At 60.8% G+C, this 21,469-nt stretch carries 17 protein-coding genes and 1 pseudogene; 13 read left to right on the top strand and 5 right to left on the bottom strand.

What is annotated here, in order from left to right; all coding sequences use genetic code 11:
- Positions 1–347 precede the first annotated feature (347 nt).
- On the bottom strand, positions 348–2,369 hold the full coding sequence (locus ACP7E6_RS15285; RefSeq protein WP_426230586.1) for an acetyl-CoA carboxylase biotin carboxylase subunit: 2,022 nt from the start codon (positions 2,367–2,369) through the stop codon (positions 348–350).
- A gap of 107 nt (positions 2,370–2,476) precedes the next feature.
- Positions 2,477–4,009: an acyl-CoA carboxylase subunit beta gene (locus ACP7E6_RS15280; protein WP_426230584.1), complete on the bottom strand. Its 1,533-nt coding sequence runs from the start codon at positions 4,007–4,009 to the stop codon at positions 2,477–2,479.
- Positions 4,010–4,133: 124 nt separating this feature from the next.
- Between ACP7E6_RS15280 and ACP7E6_RS15275 the strand changes: the two genes are divergently transcribed.
- A complete protein-coding gene (locus ACP7E6_RS15275) occupies positions 4,134–5,552 on the top strand; it encodes a helix-turn-helix domain-containing protein (RefSeq protein WP_426230582.1) in 1,419 nt (472 codons plus the stop codon).
- A gap of 232 nt (positions 5,553–5,784) precedes the next feature.
- Here the strand turns inward: ACP7E6_RS15275 and ACP7E6_RS15270 are convergent, their stop codons facing one another.
- Complete coding sequence (locus ACP7E6_RS15270) at positions 5,785–6,735, bottom strand: LysR family transcriptional regulator (RefSeq protein WP_426230580.1); 951 nt, start codon at positions 6,733–6,735, stop codon at positions 5,785–5,787.
- Between the two features lie 96 nt (positions 6,736–6,831).
- On the opposite strand from ACP7E6_RS15270, the gene ACP7E6_RS15265 reads away from it, so the two are divergent.
- From ACP7E6_RS15265 to ACP7E6_RS15215, 11 genes and pseudogenes are all read left to right on the top strand, one after another.
- A complete protein-coding gene (locus ACP7E6_RS15265; protein WP_426230578.1) occupies positions 6,832–7,701 on the top strand; it encodes a dioxygenase in 870 nt (289 codons plus the stop codon).
- Positions 7,698–8,756: a maleylacetate reductase gene (locus ACP7E6_RS15260; protein ID WP_426230576.1), complete on the top strand. Its 1,059-nt coding sequence runs from the start codon at positions 7,698–7,700 to the stop codon at positions 8,754–8,756. The genes ACP7E6_RS15265 and ACP7E6_RS15260 overlap by 4 nt, the downstream gene beginning before the upstream one ends.
- Positions 8,757–8,810: 54 nt before the next feature.
- Entirely contained in the window at positions 8,811–10,091 is a 1,281-nt protein-coding gene (locus tag ACP7E6_RS15255) for an ABC transporter substrate-binding protein (protein ID WP_426230574.1), read from the top strand.
- A 159-nt stretch (positions 10,092–10,250) separates the two neighbouring features.
- Positions 10,251–10,970 (top strand): ABC transporter ATP-binding protein, encoded by a 720-nt coding sequence (locus ACP7E6_RS15250; protein WP_426230572.1) that lies wholly within the window; start codon positions 10,251–10,253, stop codon positions 10,968–10,970.
- Positions 10,970–11,689 carry an ABC transporter ATP-binding protein gene (locus ACP7E6_RS15245; RefSeq protein ID WP_426230570.1) on the top strand — a complete coding sequence of 240 codons (720 nt, stop codon included), beginning with the start codon at positions 10,970–10,972 and terminating at the stop codon, positions 11,687–11,689. Before ACP7E6_RS15250 ends, ACP7E6_RS15245 begins: the two co-directional genes overlap by 1 nt.
- Entirely contained in the window at positions 11,676–12,539 is an 864-nt protein-coding gene (locus ACP7E6_RS15240; protein ID WP_426230568.1) for a branched-chain amino acid ABC transporter permease, read from the top strand. Before ACP7E6_RS15245 ends, ACP7E6_RS15240 begins: the two co-directional genes overlap by 14 nt.
- Positions 12,540–12,548: 9 nt before the next feature.
- Positions 12,549–13,634 (top strand): branched-chain amino acid ABC transporter permease, encoded by a 1,086-nt coding sequence (locus ACP7E6_RS15235; RefSeq protein ID WP_426230566.1) that lies wholly within the window; start codon positions 12,549–12,551, stop codon positions 13,632–13,634.
- Complete coding sequence (locus tag ACP7E6_RS15230; RefSeq protein WP_426230565.1) at positions 13,627–15,381, top strand: FAD-dependent oxidoreductase; 1,755 nt, start codon at positions 13,627–13,629, stop codon at positions 15,379–15,381. Before ACP7E6_RS15235 ends, ACP7E6_RS15230 begins: the two co-directional genes overlap by 8 nt.
- A 7-nt stretch (positions 15,382–15,388) precedes the next feature.
- Positions 15,389–16,282, top strand: a complete 894-nt coding sequence (locus ACP7E6_RS15225) for an intradiol ring-cleavage dioxygenase (RefSeq protein ID WP_426230764.1) — start codon at positions 15,389–15,391, stop codon at positions 16,280–16,282.
- 128 nt (positions 16,283–16,410) lie between these two features.
- Positions 16,411–16,677: pseudogene (locus ACP7E6_RS15220) on the top strand (carbohydrate ABC transporter permease); the annotation flags it as partial.
- A gap of 19 nt (positions 16,678–16,696) precedes the next feature.
- The gene (locus ACP7E6_RS15215; protein WP_426230563.1) at positions 16,697–17,743 is read left to right on the top strand and encodes an NAD(P)-dependent alcohol dehydrogenase; all 1,047 of its coding nucleotides are present in this window, start codon (positions 16,697–16,699) and stop codon (positions 17,741–17,743) included.
- Positions 17,744–17,905: 162 nt separating this feature from the next.
- Here the strand turns inward: ACP7E6_RS15215 and ACP7E6_RS15210 are convergent, their stop codons facing one another.
- On the bottom strand, positions 17,906–19,033 hold the full coding sequence (locus ACP7E6_RS15210; RefSeq protein WP_426230562.1) for a helix-turn-helix transcriptional regulator: 1,128 nt from the start codon (positions 19,031–19,033) through the stop codon (positions 17,906–17,908).
- A 338-nt stretch (positions 19,034–19,371) separates the two neighbouring features.
- Here ACP7E6_RS15210 and ACP7E6_RS15205 point away from each other — a divergent pair, with 338 nt between their 5' ends.
- Positions 19,372–19,812: a DUF1810 domain-containing protein gene (locus tag ACP7E6_RS15205; protein WP_426230560.1), complete on the top strand. Its 441-nt coding sequence runs from the start codon at positions 19,372–19,374 to the stop codon at positions 19,810–19,812.
- 1,235 nt (positions 19,813–21,047) lie between these two features.
- Here the strand turns inward: ACP7E6_RS15205 and ACP7E6_RS15200 are convergent.
- A complete protein-coding gene (locus tag ACP7E6_RS15200; protein WP_426230559.1) occupies positions 21,048–21,323 on the bottom strand; it encodes a hypothetical protein in 276 nt (91 codons plus the stop codon).
- Positions 21,324–21,469: the final 146 nt, after the last annotated feature.

Raw genomic sequence — 21,469 nt, 5'->3', positions numbered from 1 at the left:
TCGCCGGAGGGAGACCATTTTCAGCAGACCCCCGATGTCAGGGTTTACGTCATCCCCTTGCACCAAGCGCCAGTCCCGCCTCACTGCCACGCCTGGCAGCGTATCCGATGACGGGGAACGAGTATGGCACGGGTGCTTTGGACGGGGAAAAAAAGCCATTCGGTTTTCTCTAAGATATCCGTTTTTCGAGAACGGGTAGAACTCCCTCCTACCCCTCACCAACAAACTCTAAGACTTAGCTAAAGCTAAGATCTTGATTTTGTATCCTCTCCCGCAAGGGGAGAGGTAGAACGCAAAGCTTCCTGCATCGTACCTCTCCGTCTGCAGGTGAGGGGTATTTATTGCCCCTATTCGAACTCCAGGATCAGCTCGTCCACGGCTAGGCTGGCGCCGACGGCGGCGGCCACCCGTTTGACCACGCCCCGCCGTTCGGCGCGCAAGATATTTTCCATCTTCATCGCTTCCACCGTCGCCAGTGCCTGGCCAGCTTCCACGGTCTCGCCCTGAACAACCGTGATGGTGGTGATGACGCCCGGCATCGGGCAGAGCAGCATTTTCGAGGTGTCCGGCGGCAGCTTCTTCGGCATCAGCCGGGCAAGCTCGGCAATGCGCGGGCTGCGCACATGGGCGGCGATATCGATGCCGCGCCAGCGCAGGCGGATGGCGGTGCCCGAAAGGTCGATCTTGACGCCCATGGCCGTGCCGTCGACATCGAACGTGGCGTGGCTGCGGCCGGGCGTCCAGTCGCCCGCAGCAGTAAAGACGCTGCCATCGGCCAGCCGGACAGTGGCGCCGCCGGGGGATGTGTCGAGCGTCACGGCATGCTCCTGTCCGGCGAATGTGACGACCCAGTCCTTGCCGATTACCCGGCGATGATTGCCGATGGTGCCGGAAATCTGCACGGCGCGGTCCTGCAGCACCTGATGCACCAGCGTCGCGACGGCCGCCAGTTTCCGCGCCGATGCCGGATCAGGCTCGACACCGTGGAAACCATCCGGGAACTCCTCGGCGATGAAGGCCGTGGTGATGTTGCCGGAGCGGAACCGCTCGTGCTGCATCACGGCGGACAGGAAAGGAAGGTTATGGCCGATGCCCTCGACCTCGAAATCGTCGAGTGCCGCCGACATGGCGTCGATGGCCGTGAGCCGGGCGGGTGACCCGTCGTTTTCCGGTGCCCACGTGCAGAGCTTTGCCACCATCGGGTCGTAATACATCGAGATTTCGCCGCCCTCGAAGACGCCGGTATCGTTGCGCACGATGGTGCCATCGGCGGTCTTGCCTTCGACCGGCGGCCGGTAGCGTGTGAGACGCCCGATCGAGGGCAGGAAGCTGCGATAGGGATCCTCGGCATAGAGCCGGCTTTCGATCGCCCAGCCATTCAGCTTGATCTCGTCCTGGCCGAAGGCCAGCTTTTCGCCGGAAGCGACGCGGATCATCTGCTCGACCAGATCGACGCCGGTGATCAGCTCGGTGACGGGATGCTCGACCTGCAGGCGGGTGTTCATCTCGAGGAAGTAGAAATTGCGCTCGCCATCGACGATGAATTCGACGGTACCGGCAGAATGATAGCCGACCGCCTTGGATAGCGCCACGGCCTGTTCGCCCATGGCGCGACGGGTGGCCTCGTCGAGGAATGGTGACGGGGCTTCCTCGATGACCTTCTGGTTGCGCCGCTGGATCGAGCACTCACGCTCACCGAGATAGAGCACGGTGCCGTGTTTGTCGCCCAGCACCTGGATTTCGATATGGCGCGGCTGGGTGACGAACTTTTCGATGAAGATGCGGTCGTCGCCGAACGAAGCCTTGGCCTCGTTCTTCGAGGACTGGAAACCCTCGCGGGCCTCAGCATCGTTCCAGGCGATGCGCATGCCCTTGCCGCCACCACCCGCAGACGCCTTGATCATCACGGGATAGCCGATGGAGGCCGAAATCGTCACTGCCTCCTCGGCATCGGCAATCAGGCCCATATGGCCGGGCACGGTGGAGACGCCGGCCTCTGCTGCCAGCTTTTTGGAGGTGATCTTGTCGCCCATCGCCTGGATGGCGCCGACCGGCGGGCCGATGAAGGCGACCCCTGCCTTTTCCAACGCCTGCGCAAACATGGCATTTTCCGACAGGAAGCCATAGCCCGGATGCACCGCATCGGCGCCGGTCTTTTTGATCGCCTCGAGGATTTTGTCGATGACGATATAGGACTGGCTCGACGGCGACGGCCCGATATGCACGGCCTCGTCGGCCATCTTCACATGCAGCGCATCGGCATCCGCATCGGAATAGACGGCAACGGTGGCGATGCCCATCTTCCGGGCCGTCTTGATCACCCGGCAGGCGATCTCGCCCCGATTGGCGATTAGGATTTTCTGGATCATTTGCTTCTCGATCTGTTCGATCTTGCTCTTGTTTCCGTCATCCCCCGGTCAAGCCCGAATACGGTTGGCCCGAGGATGACGATTGTGGGGTCAAACGCCTGCGAAGGCTATAGCGGTATCGTGTCGTGCTTGCGCCACAGTTGCTCTTTCCGTTTGCCGCGCAACGAGGCAAAGGCGCGGGAAAGGCGGCGGCGGGAAGAGTGCGGCATGATCACTTCGTCGATGAAGCCGCGTTCGGCGGCGACAAACGGGTTGGCGAAGCGCTCCTCGTATTCCTTCGTCCGGGCGGCGATCTTGTCTGCGTCGCCGAGTTCGGAGCGGTAGAGGATTTCGGTCGCCCCCTTGGCGCCCATCACGGCGATTTCGGCGGTCGGCCAGGCATAGTTGACGTCGGCGCCGATATGCTTGGAGGCCATCACGTCATAGGCGCCGCCATAGGCTTTTCGCGTGATCAGCGTCACCATCGGCACCGTCGCCTGGCTATAGGCGAACAGAAGCTTGGCGCCGTGCTTGATGACGCCGCCATATTCCTGCGCCACGCCGGGCAGGAAGCCGGGCACGTCGACCAGCGTCAGGATCGGGATCGAGAAGGCATCGCAAAAGCGCACGAAGCGGGCAGCCTTTCGCGATGAGTCGATATCCAGGCAGCCGGCCAGCACCATCGGCTGGTTGGCGACGACGCCGACCGACTGGCCCTCGAGCCGGATGAAGCCGGTGATGATGTTACGGGCAAAGGCTTCCTGCAGCTCGAAGAAATCGCCTTCGTCGGCGATCGCATGAATGAGCTCCTTCATGTCGTAGGGTTTTGCCGAGCTGTCCGGGATCAGCGTGTCGAGCCGGTTTTCAAGGCGGGCCGGATCGTCGTGGAACGGGCGGACCGGCGGCTTTTCGCGGTTGTTGAGCGGCAGAAAATCAAACAGCAGGCGGACCTGTTCCAAGGTCTCGATGTCGTTTTCATAGGCCGCGTCGGCGACCGAGGATTTCTTCGTATGGGTACCGGCGCCGCCAAGTTCCTCGGCCGTGACGATCTCGTTGGTGACGGTCTTCACCACATCCGGGCCGGTGACGAACATGTAGGAACTGTCGCGCACCATGAAGATGAAGTCGGTCATCGCCGGCGAATAGACCGCACCGCCGGCACAAGGTCCCATGATCACGGAGATCTGCGGGATGACACCGGACGCCTCGGCATTGCGGCGGAACACTTCGGCATAGCCGGCAAGCGAGGCGACGCCTTCCTGGATGCGGGCACCGCCGGAATCGTTCAGTCCGATCACCGGCGCACCGTTGCGCACCGCCATGTCCATGATCTTGCAGATCTTTTGCGCATGGGTTTCAGACAGCGAGCCGCCGAGCACGGTGAAATCCTGGGAAAAGACATAGACCTGGCGGCCGTTGATCGTGCCCCAGCCGGTAACGACGCCGTCGCCGGCCACCTTCTGTTCGGCCATGCCGAAATCGACGGCGCGGTGGGTGACGTACATGTCGTATTCTTCGAACGAGCCTTCGTCGAGCAGCACCTCGATGCGCTCGCGCGCCGTCAGCTTGCCCTTGGCATGCTGGGCATCGATGCGCTTCTGCCCGCCGCCAAGACGCGCTTCAGTGCGGCGCACACCGAGTTGGTCAAGTATTGAACGCATTCTCACTCCATCCAGCTGCTTCAACGTCACCGTTCATACGGCCTTGTCATGCTCTAGAAAACGGTTGATCGTGTGGCATTGCTTAATTTAGGTTGTTGCAAACTCTCTTTTGCGAAAGTGCAACATGGCGATGCGGAAGCTCTTTATCGGCCGAAAAATCCGGTCCCTGCGTGAAGCCCACAAGGCCACCCAGAGCCAATTTGCGGACCGGATCGGCATTTCAACAAGCTATCTCAATCAGATCGAAAACAACCAAAGGCCGGTTTCGGCCTCCGTTCTGCTGGCCTTGGTCGACAAGTTTCAGATCGATCTGGGCGAGCTTTCGGCGGGCGAGGGCGATCGGCTGCTGTCGGCGCTCTCGGAAGCACTGACCGATCCCTTGTTCGAATCGTACAACCCCAATCTGCAGGAGCTCAAGCTCATTACCCAGAACGCCCCGTCTCTGGCGCATGCGCTGGTGCGGGCCCACCAAGCCTACAGGCGAAACAGCGAGCAGCTTGCGAGCCTCAATGACAGCATGGGACGATCGACACAGGCTGCGGAAGCGACGCCATACGAAGAAGTCCGGGACTTCTTTCATTTCGTCGACAACTATATTCACGACCTGGATGTGCAGGCCGAAGAGCTTTCGATCGAGCTGGGGCTGGCACACGACGATCGCCATGCCGCGCTCACCAGCTACCTTCAAAGGGTGCACAACGTCAAAATTGCCCGGGCAGAACCCGGACGGGACATTCTGCGCCATTTCGATCCGGCGACGCGGGTCCTGTCTCTCAACGCCTATATTCCAGCGACCAGCCGGGATTTCCAGTTGGCATTGCAGATCGCTCAATTGCAGGCCGCCGATACGGTCGATCGGGTGGTCAAGACGGGGAACTTCCGGACCAAGGAAGCCGCAGACATCTGTCGCATCGGCCTGCACAATTATTTTGCCGGCGCCCTGCTCTTTCCCTACCGGGCGTTCCAGGCTGCGGCGACGTTGCTGCGCCACGATCTCGAACTGCTTGCCTCGCGCTTCGGCGCCAGTTTGGAGCAGGTCTGCCACCGGCTCAGCACATTGCAGAGGCCAGGAGAGAAGGGTATCCCGGTGTTCTTTGCACGGGTCGACAGGGCGGGGAACATCACCAAGCGGCACAGCGCGACAAAACTGCAATTTGCCAGATTTGGAGCAGCCTGTCCGTTGTGGAATGTCCATCAGGCATTCGAAGCCCCCGGGCGGATCATCAGGCAACTGGCGGAAACACCGGACGGTGCGCGCTTTCTGTGCCTGGCGACCCAGATCACCAAGGGTGGCGGCGGCTTCAAGAGTTCCCAGCCTCAATACGCGATCGCATTTGGCTGCGAAATTTCCTATGCCCCGGCTTTCATCTATGCCGACGATCTGGATCTTTCGCAGCGTTCGAGCTTCGACCCGATCGGAATTTCCTGCCGTATCTGCGAGCGGACGCAATGTTTCCAACGGGCCGTCCCACCGCTCATGAGAAAACTCCATGTCGATCACGATATGCGCACGGTTCTCCCCTATCGCATCGAGGACAGTTGAAGCTGTCCGGACCGCGCCGCATCAGACAAGCCGATCCGTGATATGCAGGACCATAGTCTTTTTACCTATATTTTCGGCAGAGCGGGCAGCTCTCCCATCGCGGCCTGAACCACGCGCCAGCAAGGGCAGCTGTCACCACCAGGCTCGCCATGGCCGCTTTTCCGATCAGGCGACGGCACGCCAGACGGGTCTTAGGCCCCGCCAAGGCGAATTGGCAATTTTTCGCCGAGGACTACGATTCCCACACCACCGACTGCTCGTGCCGCTTGATCAGATGCTTGAGGTTATCGAAGCTGGTGCGGATATGACGGGCGAAATGATCGACTGCGGGTGCGCGGGCGGCGTCGGCCCGCTTGAGCAGGCCAAGGGCGCGTTCCGGATGCGGGATTGAGACGGGGAGGGCTGTAATCGACTTTTCGTTGCGCAAGCCAAACACGACACTGTGCGGCATGATCGTCAGCGCGTCGGCGGCCCTCATATAGTTGACGACGCTCATCAGAGAACCGCCGGAATAACGGATCTTGATTTCGGTTGCGCCGAATGAGAGCAGCATGCTGCGTAGGTCGGCGAGCAGCGGGCTGCCCGGGGGCGGCGCGACCCAGGGGAAATCGAGCAGGTGCGCCGGCTGCGGCTTGCGCTTCATGAGCAGGGGATGGGTGACGCGGCAGGCGATCACATTGCGGCCCGGGAGGATCTGCTGGAATTCAAGCCCGGAGCCTTCGTCGAGAATATCGGTCGGGCAGATGGCCAAATCGATCTGGTCGGCGTTGAGTGCTGCCCGCAGGTCCGGGAAATAGCCATAGGTCTGGTCGATACGCACGTCTGGATGCAGATTCTGGAACTCGGCGATCATGCCGGCAATCAACGCATCCATAAAGAACGGCGTGCCTCCAACCCGCACGACGCCGCTTTTGCCGACCCGAAAGCTTTCGACGACATCGGAAGCCTTGCGCGATGCAGACAGCATGGTCTGGCCGTGATCGGCCAAGGCTCTTCCCAGCGACGTCGGCTGCAGTGGTCTTCGGCCCTTGACGAACAGCGCCTCGCCGATCCGGGCTTCCAGCATGGATAGCGTCCGCGAGACAGCCGGTTGCGACAGGCCAAGCAGAGCCGCCCCCTCGGTGACGCCACCGGTTTTGACCACGGCAGCAAGCTGGACAAGATGGCGTTCATCTATCTTCATAGCGATATGGTATACTAATTTCGAATAAAATCATCAAAGACATATCGCATCCGGGTTAGATTGATCTTACCAGCTACGCCTTGGAGGAGACGCACGATGTTGGGTCCGACGGCGCTGAATTTCAGCGAGAGAACCTCGCACGACATTTTCGCGCAACGACTTTCGCAATCGAAAGATGACAGCCTGCCGAAAGTCTTGGCGGTGGCCGTGTCGCATCTGCATGCCTTGATCCGCGAATTGCGCCCAACCCCTTCGGACTGGCGCAAGGTGATCGCGTTTCTCACCGAGGTCGGCCACGCCAGCGACGATCGGCGCCAGGAATGGGTGCTACTGTCGGATCTGCTTGGTGCTTCGGCCCTGGTCGAGGAAATTAACTCGCGCCGGCCAAAAGCGGCGACGCCCAACACCGTGCGCGGCCCTTTTTTTCGCGCCGATATTCCGCAACTGGCCCTTGGCAGCACCATCTCGCTCGATGGTATCGGCGAAAGGCTGGACGTGTCCGGAGGCGTACGGGATCTCGATGGCAATCCCATTGCAGACGCGGAGATCATCACCTGGCAGGCCAACGCTCAAGGCCTGTACGAGAACCAGCAACCGGACCTGCAGCCGGAATTCAACCTGCGCGGACTGTTCCGCACGGATACGGAGGGACGTTTCCACTATCGAACCATCAAACCCTGCGGCTACGGCGTGCCGGACGATGGGCCTGTCGGCGAGCTTTTGCGGCAGGCGGGCTATCCGCTGCACCGCCCAGCGCACCTTCACTTCATGATCAAGGCACCGGGCTTCGAAACGATCGTCACGCATATCTATGACGGCAGCGATCCGCACCTGGCCGAGGATGCGATCTTCGGTGTCAAACCCGAGCTGGTGCACAGTTTCGAGCGACAGGGCAAGGGCGCACCGGCATGGAAGCTGGACCTGACCTTCGTGATGGTTCGCGCCAGACAGGGGACCGAAACATGAGCCGGGATTTCACCTATGGCGGCAGTCCAGCCCATATCGTCTTTGGCCAAGGCAAGAGCGCCACCGCCGCTGATTGGGTAAACAAACTTGGATGCAGCCGGGCGCTGGTCCTGTCGACGCCGCAACAGAAGGGGGATGCGGAAGCACTCGCCGCAAAGCTCGGACCGCTGGCTGCCGGCGTCTTTGCCGGTGCCGTCATGCATACGCCGGTCGATGTGACCGAAACGGCAATGAAGGTCGTGGCCGAGACCAGGGCGGATTGCGTCGTGGCGCTCGGCGGCGGATCGACCACCGGGCTCGGCAAGGCGATCGCCTACCGGACAGACATGCCGCAGATCGTCATTCCGACAACCTATGCCGGATCGGAAGTGACGGCGATCCTGGGTCAAACCGAAGGCGGGCGCAAAACCACCGTGCGGCATGAAAGCATCCTGCCGGAAGTGGTGATCTATGACCCGGCGCTGACGCTGGGCCTGCCGGTCGGCATGAGCGTCACGTCGGGCCTGAACGCCATGGCCCATGCGGTCGAGGGGCTCTATGCCCAGGATCGAAACCCGATTTCGACGCTGATGGCGGTCGAGGGGCTGCGCGCCTTCAAGACCAGCCTGCCGGGGATCATCGCGACGCCAGCGGCGCCGGATCTGCGCGGCGATGCGCTCTATGGTGCATGGCTTTGCGGCACGGTGCTCGGCACAGTCGGCATGGCGCTGCACCACAAGATCTGCCACACGCTCGGCGGCACGTTCGATACGCCGCATGCCGATACGCACGCGATCATGCTGGCGCACACGGCCGCCTACAACGCCGTTTCGGTGTCCGATCTGCTGGCGCCTGTCGCCGGGATCTTCGGCGGTTCGGTGGGCGGCGGACTGTGGGACTTTGCCAGGGAGATCGGCGCGCCGCTGGGCTTGCGGGATCTGGGGCTCACCGAGGCCGACCTCGACCGGGCGGCTGAGATCGCCACGGAAAATCCCTATTGGAATCCACGGCCGATCGACCGGAAATCCATTCGTGCCCTGCTGCAGGATGCCTGGGAGGGCAGGCGGCCGGAATAGACTGAACGCAGACACGTCAATCTCTGGGAGGAGAGGACAATGGGAGGAGGAAACATGTTTACGAGACGCGATTTTCTGAAGACGACGGCTGCAACCGGTGCACTGGCAGCGACATCCGGGCTTGCCGCCCCTGCGATCGCTCAAGGCGCGGCCATCAAGCTCGGCTATGTCAGTCCGCAGACTGGACCGCTTGCAGCGTTCGGCGAGGCCGACAAGTTCGTCATCGACAGCTTCCTGGCAGCCACCAAGTCGAAGGGCCTCAAATACGAGGTCGTCGTCAAGGACAGCCAGTCCAATCCGAACCGGGCGGCGGAGGTCGCCAAAGAACTGATCGTCGATGACGAGGTAAACCTCGTTCTGGTCGCCTCGACGCCGGAAACAACCAATCCGGTAGCGACCACCTGCGAGGCTGAGGAAATGCCGTGCATTTCTACGGTCGCCCCCTGGCAGCCATGGTTCATAGGCCAGCAGGGCAATCCGGGCGACCCGGCCTCGTGGAAACCATTCAACTACGCCTATCACTTTTTCTGGGGCCTGGAGGACGTCATCGCCGTCTTCACCAATATGTGGGCGCAGATCGAGACCAACAAAAAGGTCGGCGGGCTGTTCCCCAACGACGGCGACGGCAATGCCTGGGGCGACAAGACCGTTGGTTTCCCGCCTGTCCTGGAAAAGATGGGTTACGGCCTGGTAGATCCTGGGCGCTACCAGAACATGACCGACGATTTTTCCGCGCAGATCAACGCCTTCAAGTCCGGCCAGTGCGAGATCATCACCGGCGTCGTCATCCCGCCGGATTTCACCACCTTCTGGAACCAGGCCAAGCAGCAGGGCTTTGCGCCAAAAATCGCCTCGATCGGCAAGGCACTGCTCTTCCCGCAGACGGTGGAAGCGCTGGGCAATGCCGGACATAATCTCTCGTCGGAAGTCTGGTGGACCCCGAGCCATCCCTTCAAGTCGTCGCTGACGGGGGAGAGCGCTGCGCAGGTGGCGGCAGCCTTCACCAAGGCGACAAGCCGGCCCTGGACGCAGCCGATCGGCTTTGCCCATGCCCTCTTCGAACTGGCGGTGGACGTGATGAAGCGCGCTGGCGATCCGACCGACGGTGATGTCGTTGCGCAGGCGATCGCCGCCACCAAGCTCGATACGCTGGTCGGACCGATTGCGTGGGACGGCAAGGGTCTGCCGCCGTTTGCTGCCAAAAACATCGCCAAGACCCCGCTTGTCGGCGGCCAATGGCGGCTGAAGGACGGCGGCGGGTATGATCTTGTGATCACCGACAACAAGACGGCGCCGAACATTCCGGTCGGCGGAAAGATGGAAGCGATCGGGTGAGCGCATAGCCCTCATCCGGCTCTCCTTCGAACAAGAGGGCAGCCATCTTCTCCCCGCTTGCGGGGAGAAGCGACGAAGCGGCGCCTCCCCACTCCCATTTGATCTCCTGAGAAAAGCGGGAAGTGAGAGGCAATGCGGCAAACGGACTGGAACGGAACCATGGCTATTCTTGAACTTGAAGGGATCTCGAAGAAGTTCGGCGCGCTGACAGTCGCCGAGCAGATCTGCTTTGCCGTCAACGAAGGCGAGGCGTTGGGCATCATCGGGCCAAACGGCGCCGGCAAATCGACGCTGTTCAACTTGATCACCGGCAATATTTCCGCCGACAGCGGCAGCATCCGGTTTCTCGGCAGCGATGTGACGCGCACGCCGCCGATGGCGCGCTGTCTGTCCGGCATGGGCCGGACATTCCAGATCCCGCAGCCGTTCGAGAAACTGACGGTGTTTGAAAACCTGCTGGTGGCAGGGGCTTTCGGCTCGCGACAGACTGAGGCCGCCGTTTCGGACCGATGCGCCGAAATTCTCGTGGATACGGGGCTGATCGACAAGGCGAATGTGCTGGCCGGCGGCTTATCGCTTCTGCAGCGCAAGCGGCTGGAATTGGCCCGCGCGCTGGCGACTGAGCCGAAGCTGCTGCTGCTCGATGAAATTGCCGGCGGACTGACCGAGGGCGAATGCCGCTCGCTGGTCGCTACCATCCGCGCCATTCACGCCCGCGGCGTCGCCGTCATCTGGATCGAGCATGTGCTGCACGCATTGAATTCAGTCGTCGAACGTCTGCTGGTGCTGCATTTCGGCAAGGTCATCGGCATCGGCAAGCCCGACGATATCATGGCATCGCGCGATGTCCGCGAAATCTACCTGGGGATCGAGATCTGATGGCACTGATCGAGACTAAAGGGCTGACTGCCTCCTACGGCGATTTCCAGGCGCTGTTCGGCGTCGATATCATGGTCGGCGCCGGCGAAACCATCGCCATCATCGGTGCAAACGGCGCGGGCAAGACGACGCTGATGCGCTCGATCTCGGGCGTGCTTGCCAATGCACCGGCGTCGATCCTTTTTCGCGACGAGCCGATCGGAGCGCTGGCGGCGCCGGATATCCTCGCGTGCGGCATCGCGATGGTGCCGGAAGGGCGAAAACTCTTTCCGTCTCTCAGCGTCGAGGAAAACCTGCTGATCGGAAGGTATGGCCGAAGGATCGACGGGCCGTGGACGCTTGACAGTGTCTTCGCGCTCTTTCCGATCCTGAAGGAACGGCGCAACAACCCCTCCACGGCGCTCTCCGGCGGGCAGCAGCAAATGGTGGCGATCGGCCGCGCGCTTATGTCCAATCCGCAAGTGCTGCTCTGCGACGAGATCAGCCTCGGGCTGGCACCGGTTGTGGTGCGCGATATCTACGCGGCCTTTCCGCGCATCCGAGACACCGGCGCCTCGATCGTCATCGTCGAGCAGGATATTGCACAGGCACTGAGGGTGGCCGACCGTGTCTATTGCATGATGGAGGGGCGGGTGACGCTCTCCGGCCGTGCTGCCGATCTCAGCCGCGACGACATCCACAGGGCCTATTTTGGGACGGACCATCATGAATTGGCTTGATACCATTCTCCAGGGCGTACTGCTCGGCGGGCTTTATGCCCTGTTCGCGGCAGGCTTGAGCCTCGTCTTCGGCATCATGCGGCTGGTCAATCTCGCACATGGCGACCTGATCGTCCTTGCCGCCTTCCTCGTTTTGGTGCTGGTGACGACACTCGGGCTCAACCCGTTCATCGCCGCACTCGTCGCTATGCCGCTGATGTTCGCCATTGGCTGGGGCCTGCAGTATTTCCTGCTTAATCGCACCCTGGGCAAGGACATCCTGCCGCCACTTCTCGTTACCTTCGGCCTGTCGATCGTCATCCAGAATGGCTTGCTCGAGAGTTTTTCCGCCGATAGCCGCCGCATCTTCGCTGGCAGTCTGGAGAGCGCCTCGGTCAATCTCGGCCCCGTCACCGCTGGCATCATGCCTCTAATGACCTTCTTTTCGGCCGTTGCCGTCATCGTCTGTCTCAACCAGCTGATCTACCGTACCTCCGTTGGCCGGGCGTTCCGGGCGACGTCGGACGATCCGGTCACGGCCGGGCTGATGGGCATCCGGCCGCAGCGCATTTTCGCGATGGCAACAGGGCTTGCCATGGTCGTGGTGACGATAGCCGCACTCTATCTCGGCACGCGCGCCAACTTCGATCCGACCTCCGGACCCTCGCGGCTGATCTATGCCTTCGAGGCGGTGATCATCGGCGGGCTCGGCTCTCTTTGGGGCACGCTGGCCGGTGGCATCATCCTCGGCGTGGCGCAGACGGTGGGGGCGGCGATCAATCCCGAATGGCAGATCCTTGCCGGACATCTGGCATTCCTTGCCGTTCTTCTGTTCAAGCCGCGCGGCCTTTTCCCGCGCGCGGTCGATTGAGGTGCGACGATGACCATGGCCATTCCCTCCTTCACCGTCGAGACGCGAACTCGGACATCCGCATATTCGGCTATAGCTGTCGCCGCTCTCCTGGTGCTAGCCTTTGCCGCGCCCTTCATTGTGTCACGCGGCGTCATTCAGGACCTGTTCTTCATCCTCACCATGCTGGTGCTGGCGCAGAACTGGAACCTGCTCGCCGGTTATGCCGGGCTGATCTCGGTCGGTCAGCAGGTTTTCGTCGGTTTTGGCGCCTATACGATGTTCGGCGCCGTCATCCTCTTTGGCGCCGATCCGGTCGTGGCCATTCTGATCGCCGGGCTGTTTTCCGTCGCGCTTGCCATCCCGACCGCGTTCTTCACTTTCCGGCTTTATGGCCCCTATTTCGCCATCGGCACCTGGGTGGTGGCCGAAGTGGTGCGCTTGCTGCTGGCGCAATGGAAGGCGCTTGGCGGCGGCACAGGCACATCGCTGCCGCGCGATGCGACCCGCGACATGATGGGTGTCGCATGGATGCGTGATCTCTTCGGCATGAAGGCGTCACAGGCAGGCGACGCCCTGACCTATTGGCTGGCGCTGATCCTCGTCATTGCCACCATCGGCTTCATCTATGGACTGCTGCGCAGCAAGCAGGGTCTCGGGCTTGCCGCCGTCCGTGACAACGAACAGGCGGCCCGGGCCGTCGGTGTCGATGCGCGGCGGATGAAGACACTTGTCTATCTCGCAACCGCCTTCATCACAGGTGTCGCCGGGGCGCTGATCTACGTGCAGAAGGCGCGCATCTCTCCGGACGCCGCCTTCTCGGTTACCGACTGGACAGCCTATGTCATCTTCATCGTCGTGATCGGCGGCATTGGCACCATTGAAGGCCCGATCCTCGGCGTCATCATCTTCTTTCTCTTGCAGAATCTGCTCGCCGACTATGGCTCCTGGTATCTGCTGGTGCTGGGTCTGCTCGGCATCGCCATCATGCTTTTTGCACCGCGCGGCCTCTGGGGATTGTTCTCCACTCGCACCGGCATCCAGCTTTTCCCGGTTCGCCGCGTTCTCAAGGGCGGACCGCTCAATCTCACGCATAAGGGAGGGCCTCATGGCTGACATTACCACCGACATCCTCATCATCGGCACCGGCCCGGCGGGCTCTGCCACCGCCGCCCTGCTTTCCTCCTATGGGATCGAAAACCTGGTGATCAACCGCTACCGCTGGCTCGCCAGCACCCCGCGTGCCCACATCACCAACCAGCGTACCATGGAAGTGTTGCGCGATCTCGGACGCGACGTGGAGGACGAAGCCTATATGTTCGCCGCCGAACAGGATCTGATGGGCGAGAACGTCTTCTGCACCTCGCTCACCGGCGAGGAAATCGGCCGGATGAAGAGCTGGGGCAAACACCCGCTATCGCGCGCTGAGCACCAGCTGTCGTCACCGACCCATATGAACGACCTGCCGCAGACCTTCATGGAACCACTCCTGTTCAAGACGGCTTGCTCGCGCGGCAGCCAGCCGCGCATGTCGACGGAATATCTGAGCCATGTGCAGGATGAAGTGGGCGTGACGACGACCTGCCTCGACCGGTTGACCGGCAAGGCGTTCACCGTCCGCTCAAAATATCTTGTCGGCGCCGATGGCGGCAATTCCAAGGTAGCGGAACATGCGGGCCTGTCGTTCGAGGGCAAGATGGGTGTCGCCGGTTCGATGAACATCCTGTTCAAGGCGGACCTTTCGCGCCTCGTCGCCCACCGGCCGTCGGTGCTCTATTGGGTGTTGCAGCCTGGCGCCGATGTCGGCGGCATCGGCATGGGGCTGGTGCGCATGGTGCGGCCATGGGACGAGTGGCTGATCGTCTGGGGCTATGACATCAACCAGCCGGCCCCTGCAGTCGATGAAGCCCATGCGAAAAAGGTGGTGCGCGATCTCGTCGGCGACCCGGATCTCGAAATGACCATCAAGTCGGTCTCGACCTGGACCGTCAACAACATGTACGCAACCACGCTGTCCAACGGCCGCGTCTTCTGCATGGGCGATGCCATCCACCGCCATCCGCCGTCGAACGGGCTCGGTTCCAACACCTCGATCCAAGATGCCTTCAACCTCGCCTGGAAGCTGGCTTTCGTCCTCAAGGGGACCGCTGGCCCCAAACTGCTCGACAGCTATCAGGCCGAACGCGCCCCGGTCGCCAAGCAGATCGTTACCCGCGCCAACAAGTCGATCGAGGAGTTCGGCCCGATCTTCAAGGCACTCGGTCTCTTGGATTCCATCGACCCGGTGAAGATGCAGCAGAACATGGATGCCCGTTGCAATAACACGGTCGCCTCCGAAGAGCAGCGTGCGGCAATCCGCAAGGCCATTGCCGACAAGGTCTACGAGTTCGATTGTCACGGCGTCGAGATGAACCAGCGCTACCGCTCTGCTGCGGCGATCACCGACGGGCAGGAGGAGCCGGCCTTCACCAAGGATCCGGAGCTGCATTGCCAGCAGACGAGCTGGCCGGGCGCGCGGCTACCGCATGCCTGGGTGTTCTCTGTCACCGGCGAGAAGGTCTCGACGCTCGATCTCGCCGGCCATGGCAAATTCACGGTGCTGACCGGCATCGGCGGCCGGGGCTGGATCGATGCGGCCCGCAGCCTTGGCAAGGAGTTCGGGATCGATATCGCCGCCCATCTCATCGGGCCGCGCCAGCAGTGGCAGGATTTTACCGGTGACTGGGCCAATATCCGTGAAATCCGCGACGGTGGATTGCTGCTGGTCCGCCCGGATCATCACGTTGCCTGGCGCAGCGTGGCGATGGTCGATGATCCGGCCGCCGAACTGCGCCGCGTGCTGACCGCTGTTCTGGGGAAGTAGGACGATGATCGACGCACACGAAAACGGTTTCTTCACCGAACAGAACTCCGTCGAGGTCGTCACCGGCCGCAACAAGAACGCCCAGGATGCACGGCTGAAGCAGATCATGGAAGTGGTGACGCGCAAGCTGCATGAGGCGGTCAAGGAGATCGAGCCGACCCAGGACGAATGGATGCAGGCGATCCTGTTCCTGACACGCACCGGACAGATGTGCAACGAGTGGCGGCAGGAGTTCATCCTGCTGTCGGATTCGTTGGGTGTCTCGATGCTGGTGGACGCCATCAACAACCGCAAGCCATCGGGAGCATCCGAAAGCACGGTGCTTGGGCCATTCCATGTCGACGGCGCGCCGGAGCTGGAGATGGGCGCCAATATCTGCCTCGATGCCAAAGGCGAAGACATGGTGATCGGCGGCCGCATTCTCGACACGGCGGGGCAACCGATCAAGGACGCCGTGATCGACGTCTGGCAGGCCAATGACGAGGGCTTCTACGATGTGCAGCAGCAAGGCATCCAGCCCAACTTCAACCTGCGCGGCGTCTTCCGCACCGGCACCGACGGCCATTACTGGTTCCGTGCCGTGAAACCGAAATACTATCCAATCCCTAACGACGGCCCGGTCGGCCAGATGCTCGATCATCTTGGCCGCCACCCGAACCGGCCCGCCCACCTGCACTACATCATCAAGGCCGATGGCTTCGAAACGCTGATCACCCACATCTTCGATCCTGACGATCCCTATATCAATTCGGACGCGGTGTTCGGCGTCAAGGAAAGCCTGCTGGCCGACTTCAAGCGCACGCACGATCCGGATCGCGCCATTGCTTACCAATTCGGCGGGGACTTCTGGGAGGTCGAGCACGATTTTGTTCTCGCCCGTGTCGGCGAGAAGCGGAGCTAGAACGCGAAAGCCTGCCCCTTTCCCGAGGGCCGCCCAGGCAATCAATTGAGGCGGCACGGCAGCCGTCGGACCTGCTGCCTATCCCACTTTACACGTTACCGAATGGGCGGTCCGCTGGCCAATCCACCTTCCTCATCGCCCTGCCGATCACCTTGCTGGCGCTGATCGGGGCGGTCGCCTTCAGCTTTGTTTCGGTCTGGAACGGCTTCCTGATTGCGCTGATGCTGACCGCGTCCGAGACGCTTCCGATCGTGGCTTCGAAGCTCACCCAACTGGGGCGCAACGTGCCATGGGGCATTCTCAATGCCCCGGTCGTGCTATTGTCGATACCGCCTCTGTTCATCGGCGGTCTCAGCGGCATGCTCAACAGTATCTTCAAGCGCAAGACATCCTGAAAATTCAAAGGAATATACAATGAAAGCGTTGGTTCTCGAGCAAAAAGGCGTGCTCAAACTGCGGGAGATCGATCTTCCACTGGATGTAGGTGCCGATGACGTCAAGATCGCCATTCACACCGTCGGCGTCTGCGGCAGCGACGTGCACTACTATACGCATGGTGCCATCGGTCCCTATGTGCTGCGCCAACCCATGGTGCTTGGCCATGAGGCGGCCGGAACGATCGTCGAGATCGGCAGCAATGTCCGCGATCTGGCCGTCGGGGACCGCGTTTGCATGGAACCCGGCGTGCCGGATCTGTCCTCACGGGCGTCAAAGCTCGGCCTCTACAATGTCGATCCGGATGTCCGCTTCTGGGCGACGCCCCCGATCCACGGCATCCTAACGCCCTATGCCGTGCATCCGGCTGCCTTCACCTACAGGCTGCCGGACAATGTCTCCTTTGCGGAAGGTGCGATGGTCGAGCCTTTTGCCATCGGCATGCAGGCGGCGGCGCGGGCACGTATTGCGCCGGGGGATGTTGCCGCCGTCATCGGCTGCGGGCCGATCGGCATCATGGTGGCGCTGGCGGCTCTGGCCGGCGGCTGCAGCCGGGTGTTGATAGCGGATTTCAGTGCCGAAAAGCTTGCCATCGCTGGCCGATATCCAGGCATCGCGCCGGTCAATATCGCGGATCAATCCTTCGCGGACGTCGTGCAGCGGGAAACCGCAGGCTGGGGTGCGGATCTGGTGTTCGAGGCAAGCGGCAGCCCCAAGGCGTTCAACGGCATCTTCGATCTCGTCCGGCCCGGTGGCGCGGTCGTTCTGGTCGGATTGCCGGTCGAACCGGTCGCATTCGACGTGCCCGGTGCGATCTCCAAGGAGGTCCGGATCGAAACGGTATTCCGCTATGCCAACATCTTCGATCGGGCTTTGGCCCTGATCGCATCGGGAAAAGTGGACCTAAAGCCGCTGATTACCGGCACATTCGATTTCAAGGACAGTATCAAGGCGTTCGATCGCGCGGTGGCGGCCATTCCCTCCGACGTGAAACTGCAGATTCTGATGAATGATGGGGAGATTTGACGCCGCGCTTGAAGATAGTTCCGGTGGCGATGTGATTATCGGTGGCAAGACCGTCAACGACCTGCCGCATCTGTTTGACGCGCAGACTAGGCTCACGCTTTTGCAGAGATGAGGACACAGATGCGGCAATGTCTGGGGGACGGTTCGGCCCGCACTGCATCCTCAAGTGGCGTAGTGGGAGACCCGCATGACGCGGTTGAGGAGAGCCACGAGTTCGCCCTGGCGCGAAGTGGCTGTCTTCAGAAAGATATTGCGCAAGTGGGTGCGGGCGGTTTCATACGATACCCGGTGCTCAGACGCGTAATGTTGCAGGGAATGTCCCGACACGAGGACCGCTCCAAGTTCGGCTTCCTTTTGCGTCAGTTCGAACAACCCACGCAGGTGCTGCGAGAAGCCTGGTGCCACGCTTGGAGAAAGGTCTTGGACGAGGATAAGGGCCGCTCGCGCAACCGGCAGATCCGACGACATTTCCGAAACAAAGGGAACGATCGTCAAAGCCAGGCGCGGTAGTCCCGTGGCCAGGCATCGGATCAGGATGTCGCCACTCGTGCGCTGGTTTTGTCCACCGGCTCCACAAACAAGAGAGATCTCTTTTCGCAAGGCTTCCCCGCTCGCAGAGCCGGCGGCCGAAAGACGCCCGTGTGCCAGTACCAGATCATTCCCGGGTCGGGCAAGAAGTGTCTCGGCGCTGGCGTTCATGGTCAACACCCTGCCCAAGCCATCGACCACGATTTGACCCACCGCGCCGCCGCCGAGTGTCTCGTTCTTGTTCGCTATGTGGCCGAACCGGACATGAAATTCGGCTGCCCGGGCCATGACGGGGGCCAGTGCCCGAAAAAGGGATATGTCCCGGTCGTCAAAGTCCGGCTGTGATCCACCTCGCTGAACGGCTAGGACACCAAGGTTGCCGGCAACGGAGACCTTGCAGACGATGCTGCTATGGTCGCCTTGAGGCAGGTACCATTCGTTGAACAGCGCCGTCTTGCGGAATTCATGTTTTGGCATCACCGACTGGTCGGTGAATACAGTCAGTGAACCAACCTCGGTCAGATATGGCAGAAAGGGATTTTTGAGCTGCGGTTCAAGGAACGTCGCCTGGTAGTAAGGATCGCAGTCCCTGTGAAAGTGTTGCCAATCACCGTTGGAGCGTACGCGCGCAAAATGAACCTTCGAGCCGTTGGCGATCTTTCTCAGCCTCGCCATGGCCGGTTTCCATCTCCCGCCATCCAAAGCGGCCTGGTAGAAATCTTCAGCAAGCCGTGAAAGTTCGGCCTCTTTTGTATTCGGCATCCTAAAAACCTTCCCCTGTTTTTGCTTTCGCTAAATTTCCAGGCTGTCAGATACCATCATGACGCAACTTGATGAATTTTGGAAATCAGAGATGTCACGGCCCTGTCACGCCTCCGATGCCGGATCTCCGCTTGTGCGGTTACGACATCGTCCTCCAACGGTTACCCTAAGCGCGGTTTGTAATTCTGGCAGCCCGAGGCCTCCCCTTGGCGGCCTCGGAGCGCAATGCACTTGGATGTTTCCTTGATTCAATTCTCCGAGATACATTAGAAATGGTAGTATCTGCGGACCGCGCGCCGTAGCATTGCACAGCTCTTTATCGGGCTTGGAGTAAACCCATGAGCGACCCCTATCACCTCTTACGCTTCATCGAGGCACAGGCATCTGCCTATGACACAGCCCTTTGCGAATTGGAGAAGGGCCGCAAACAAAGCCACTGGATGTGGTTCATCTTCCCGCAGCTCGCTGGTCTGGGCCATTCTCCAACCGCGATCCGGTTTGCCATATCCGGGCTGGACGAGGCCCATGCATATCTCGCCCACCCGTTGCTCGGCGACCGTCTTGTCCACTGCACCCGCACGATTAACGCTGTGCGAAATCGGACTGCCCATGAGATATTCGGTTCTCCCGACGATGTGAAACTGCACTCGTCAATGACGCTGTTTCGGGAGACGGCCAACGATCCCGAGCCGTTCCGGACGGCGATCGAACTTTATTTTGGCGGCGAGGCCGATGCGCGGACGCTGGAACTCCTGGTAAAAGACAAAGCGCCTCCCTGAGTCGCTATATCGCAGCCGACATTGAGGGCGGGCGGGCCTACTTTCTAGCCCTACCGGATGGAAACCTCGTCGAACCAGAGAACAGGATGTCATCAGTCCGATATCACATAGCCTCTGTTACGGGCTGACGAATGTTCACCAAAGGCCGTGAAATCGGGGTGATGCGATCACATCTACGGGCCATCACCCGTTTCGATGGCTTGCCGCAGTGACTTCGTCGCGCGCCATGCTATCCGGTCTGCGAAGGGTGCTCTCCAGAAAAGGATCGAGCGCCCTTCGTGTTTGGTCCCCGAAATGCTGAGCGGGCGACCCGGTACTTGCGGCCAACCGCAGCAGACAACGCTAACTTGCGCCGGCCATATCATCCGTCACTCTTGAAACGATTAAGATGACAATGTCCCAAACAGCATCGGTTAGAACGCAACGTCCCGCTGGCGAACGCCGCGATGCGGACGATGAACGTTTGAACGACATAGTCGGAATCACTACTTTTTGACGAGGAATGCGGAGCAATACCTGAACTCCAGCTGGGATTCGAAATTTCGGACCCCATTTTCGCCAACGTGACACGCGGAAATTTCGGCGAGCGCTACGAGGCGATAAGGAGCCGTGCCGCGGCAGCAATCACTTTTGAGGCGGAGCATGGAAGGTGGAGCCTCCTTAGGCGTGAACATCCTTTCATGGAGATGCTAAATCGCTCCGGAGTTGTCGACCTGCGGTGCCCCGCTCCCTCAAAAGAGCTAACGGATGATTTTGCAAAGTTGACCACGAAAGTCTGAGGTTTTCCGAAAAAAACTCGGGTGACAAATCGTGTAAGTGTCTGTTTTCCATAAAGCCTGCTGGGAACGGTAGTCTGACGGGCGTCAGTTGCAGTCCAGCCGGGCATCCTTGGCCGCATCGAGAATGACCAGCATGTCGTCTTCACGCAGGGCGTGGAAACGGAACGCCGTCTCAAGCGGTGTCGATCGGACGCCGAGACCGACCTCCGCCTTGAAGAACTGCCGGGTCGTATCGAGAACATCGTAAGCGTGACGCGCTGCGGATCTGTCGGCCTCGATCGAATTGACGTTGGCGTGAGGAACACGTTCTCATATAGGGCGCGGGACCTAGATTTACCCCGCTTCGGAGGTGCGGGTCTGCAGCATCCCCGGAATGCGATTGAAGCCGGGCCTGAGAGCCTGCCGGCCTATGCGCGATCATCGGCGGCAAGCGACGGCAAGGCGCCAGCGAGCCCGTCAGACCCGATCGTAGGTGAACGAGGTCAAGAGCGTCGTCACGAAATTGCTCGCCTTTTCCTTGACCAGAACTTCGGTCCATTCGTCCGTGCCGCGCAGCATCAGCCCAGTGTAGATGCTATCGACTGCTGCCTCTTCGATGCGTTTGATATGCGCACTGAAAGACGCCTCGTCTCCAGACTTGTACAGGTCCCGGACGACCATCCTCAGGATTTCCTGAATGGCGATCTGCCATGCGGTATTGATTGCTTGAAGCTCGTTGGCTTGGTCCGTCATCGAATCCTCCTGTCACAGCCGGCTGTATCGCCAGCCAGCGCGTACCGCACGGCGGTCAGGCACAAAAAAAGGCCAGGCAATCTGCCTGACCTCGCTTGGTCGTTTGCTTTCAACAGTGCCAGTACATCCGTGGTCAAAGGAAAGCA

This window comes from Pararhizobium sp. DWP3-4 (genome assembly GCF_049898205.1).
In the GTDB taxonomy this organism is placed as follows: domain Bacteria; phylum Pseudomonadota; class Alphaproteobacteria; order Rhizobiales; family Rhizobiaceae; genus Pararhizobium.
Note: the sequence above shows the minus strand (reverse complement) of the source record. Positions and strands in the feature narration are given on the sequence as shown.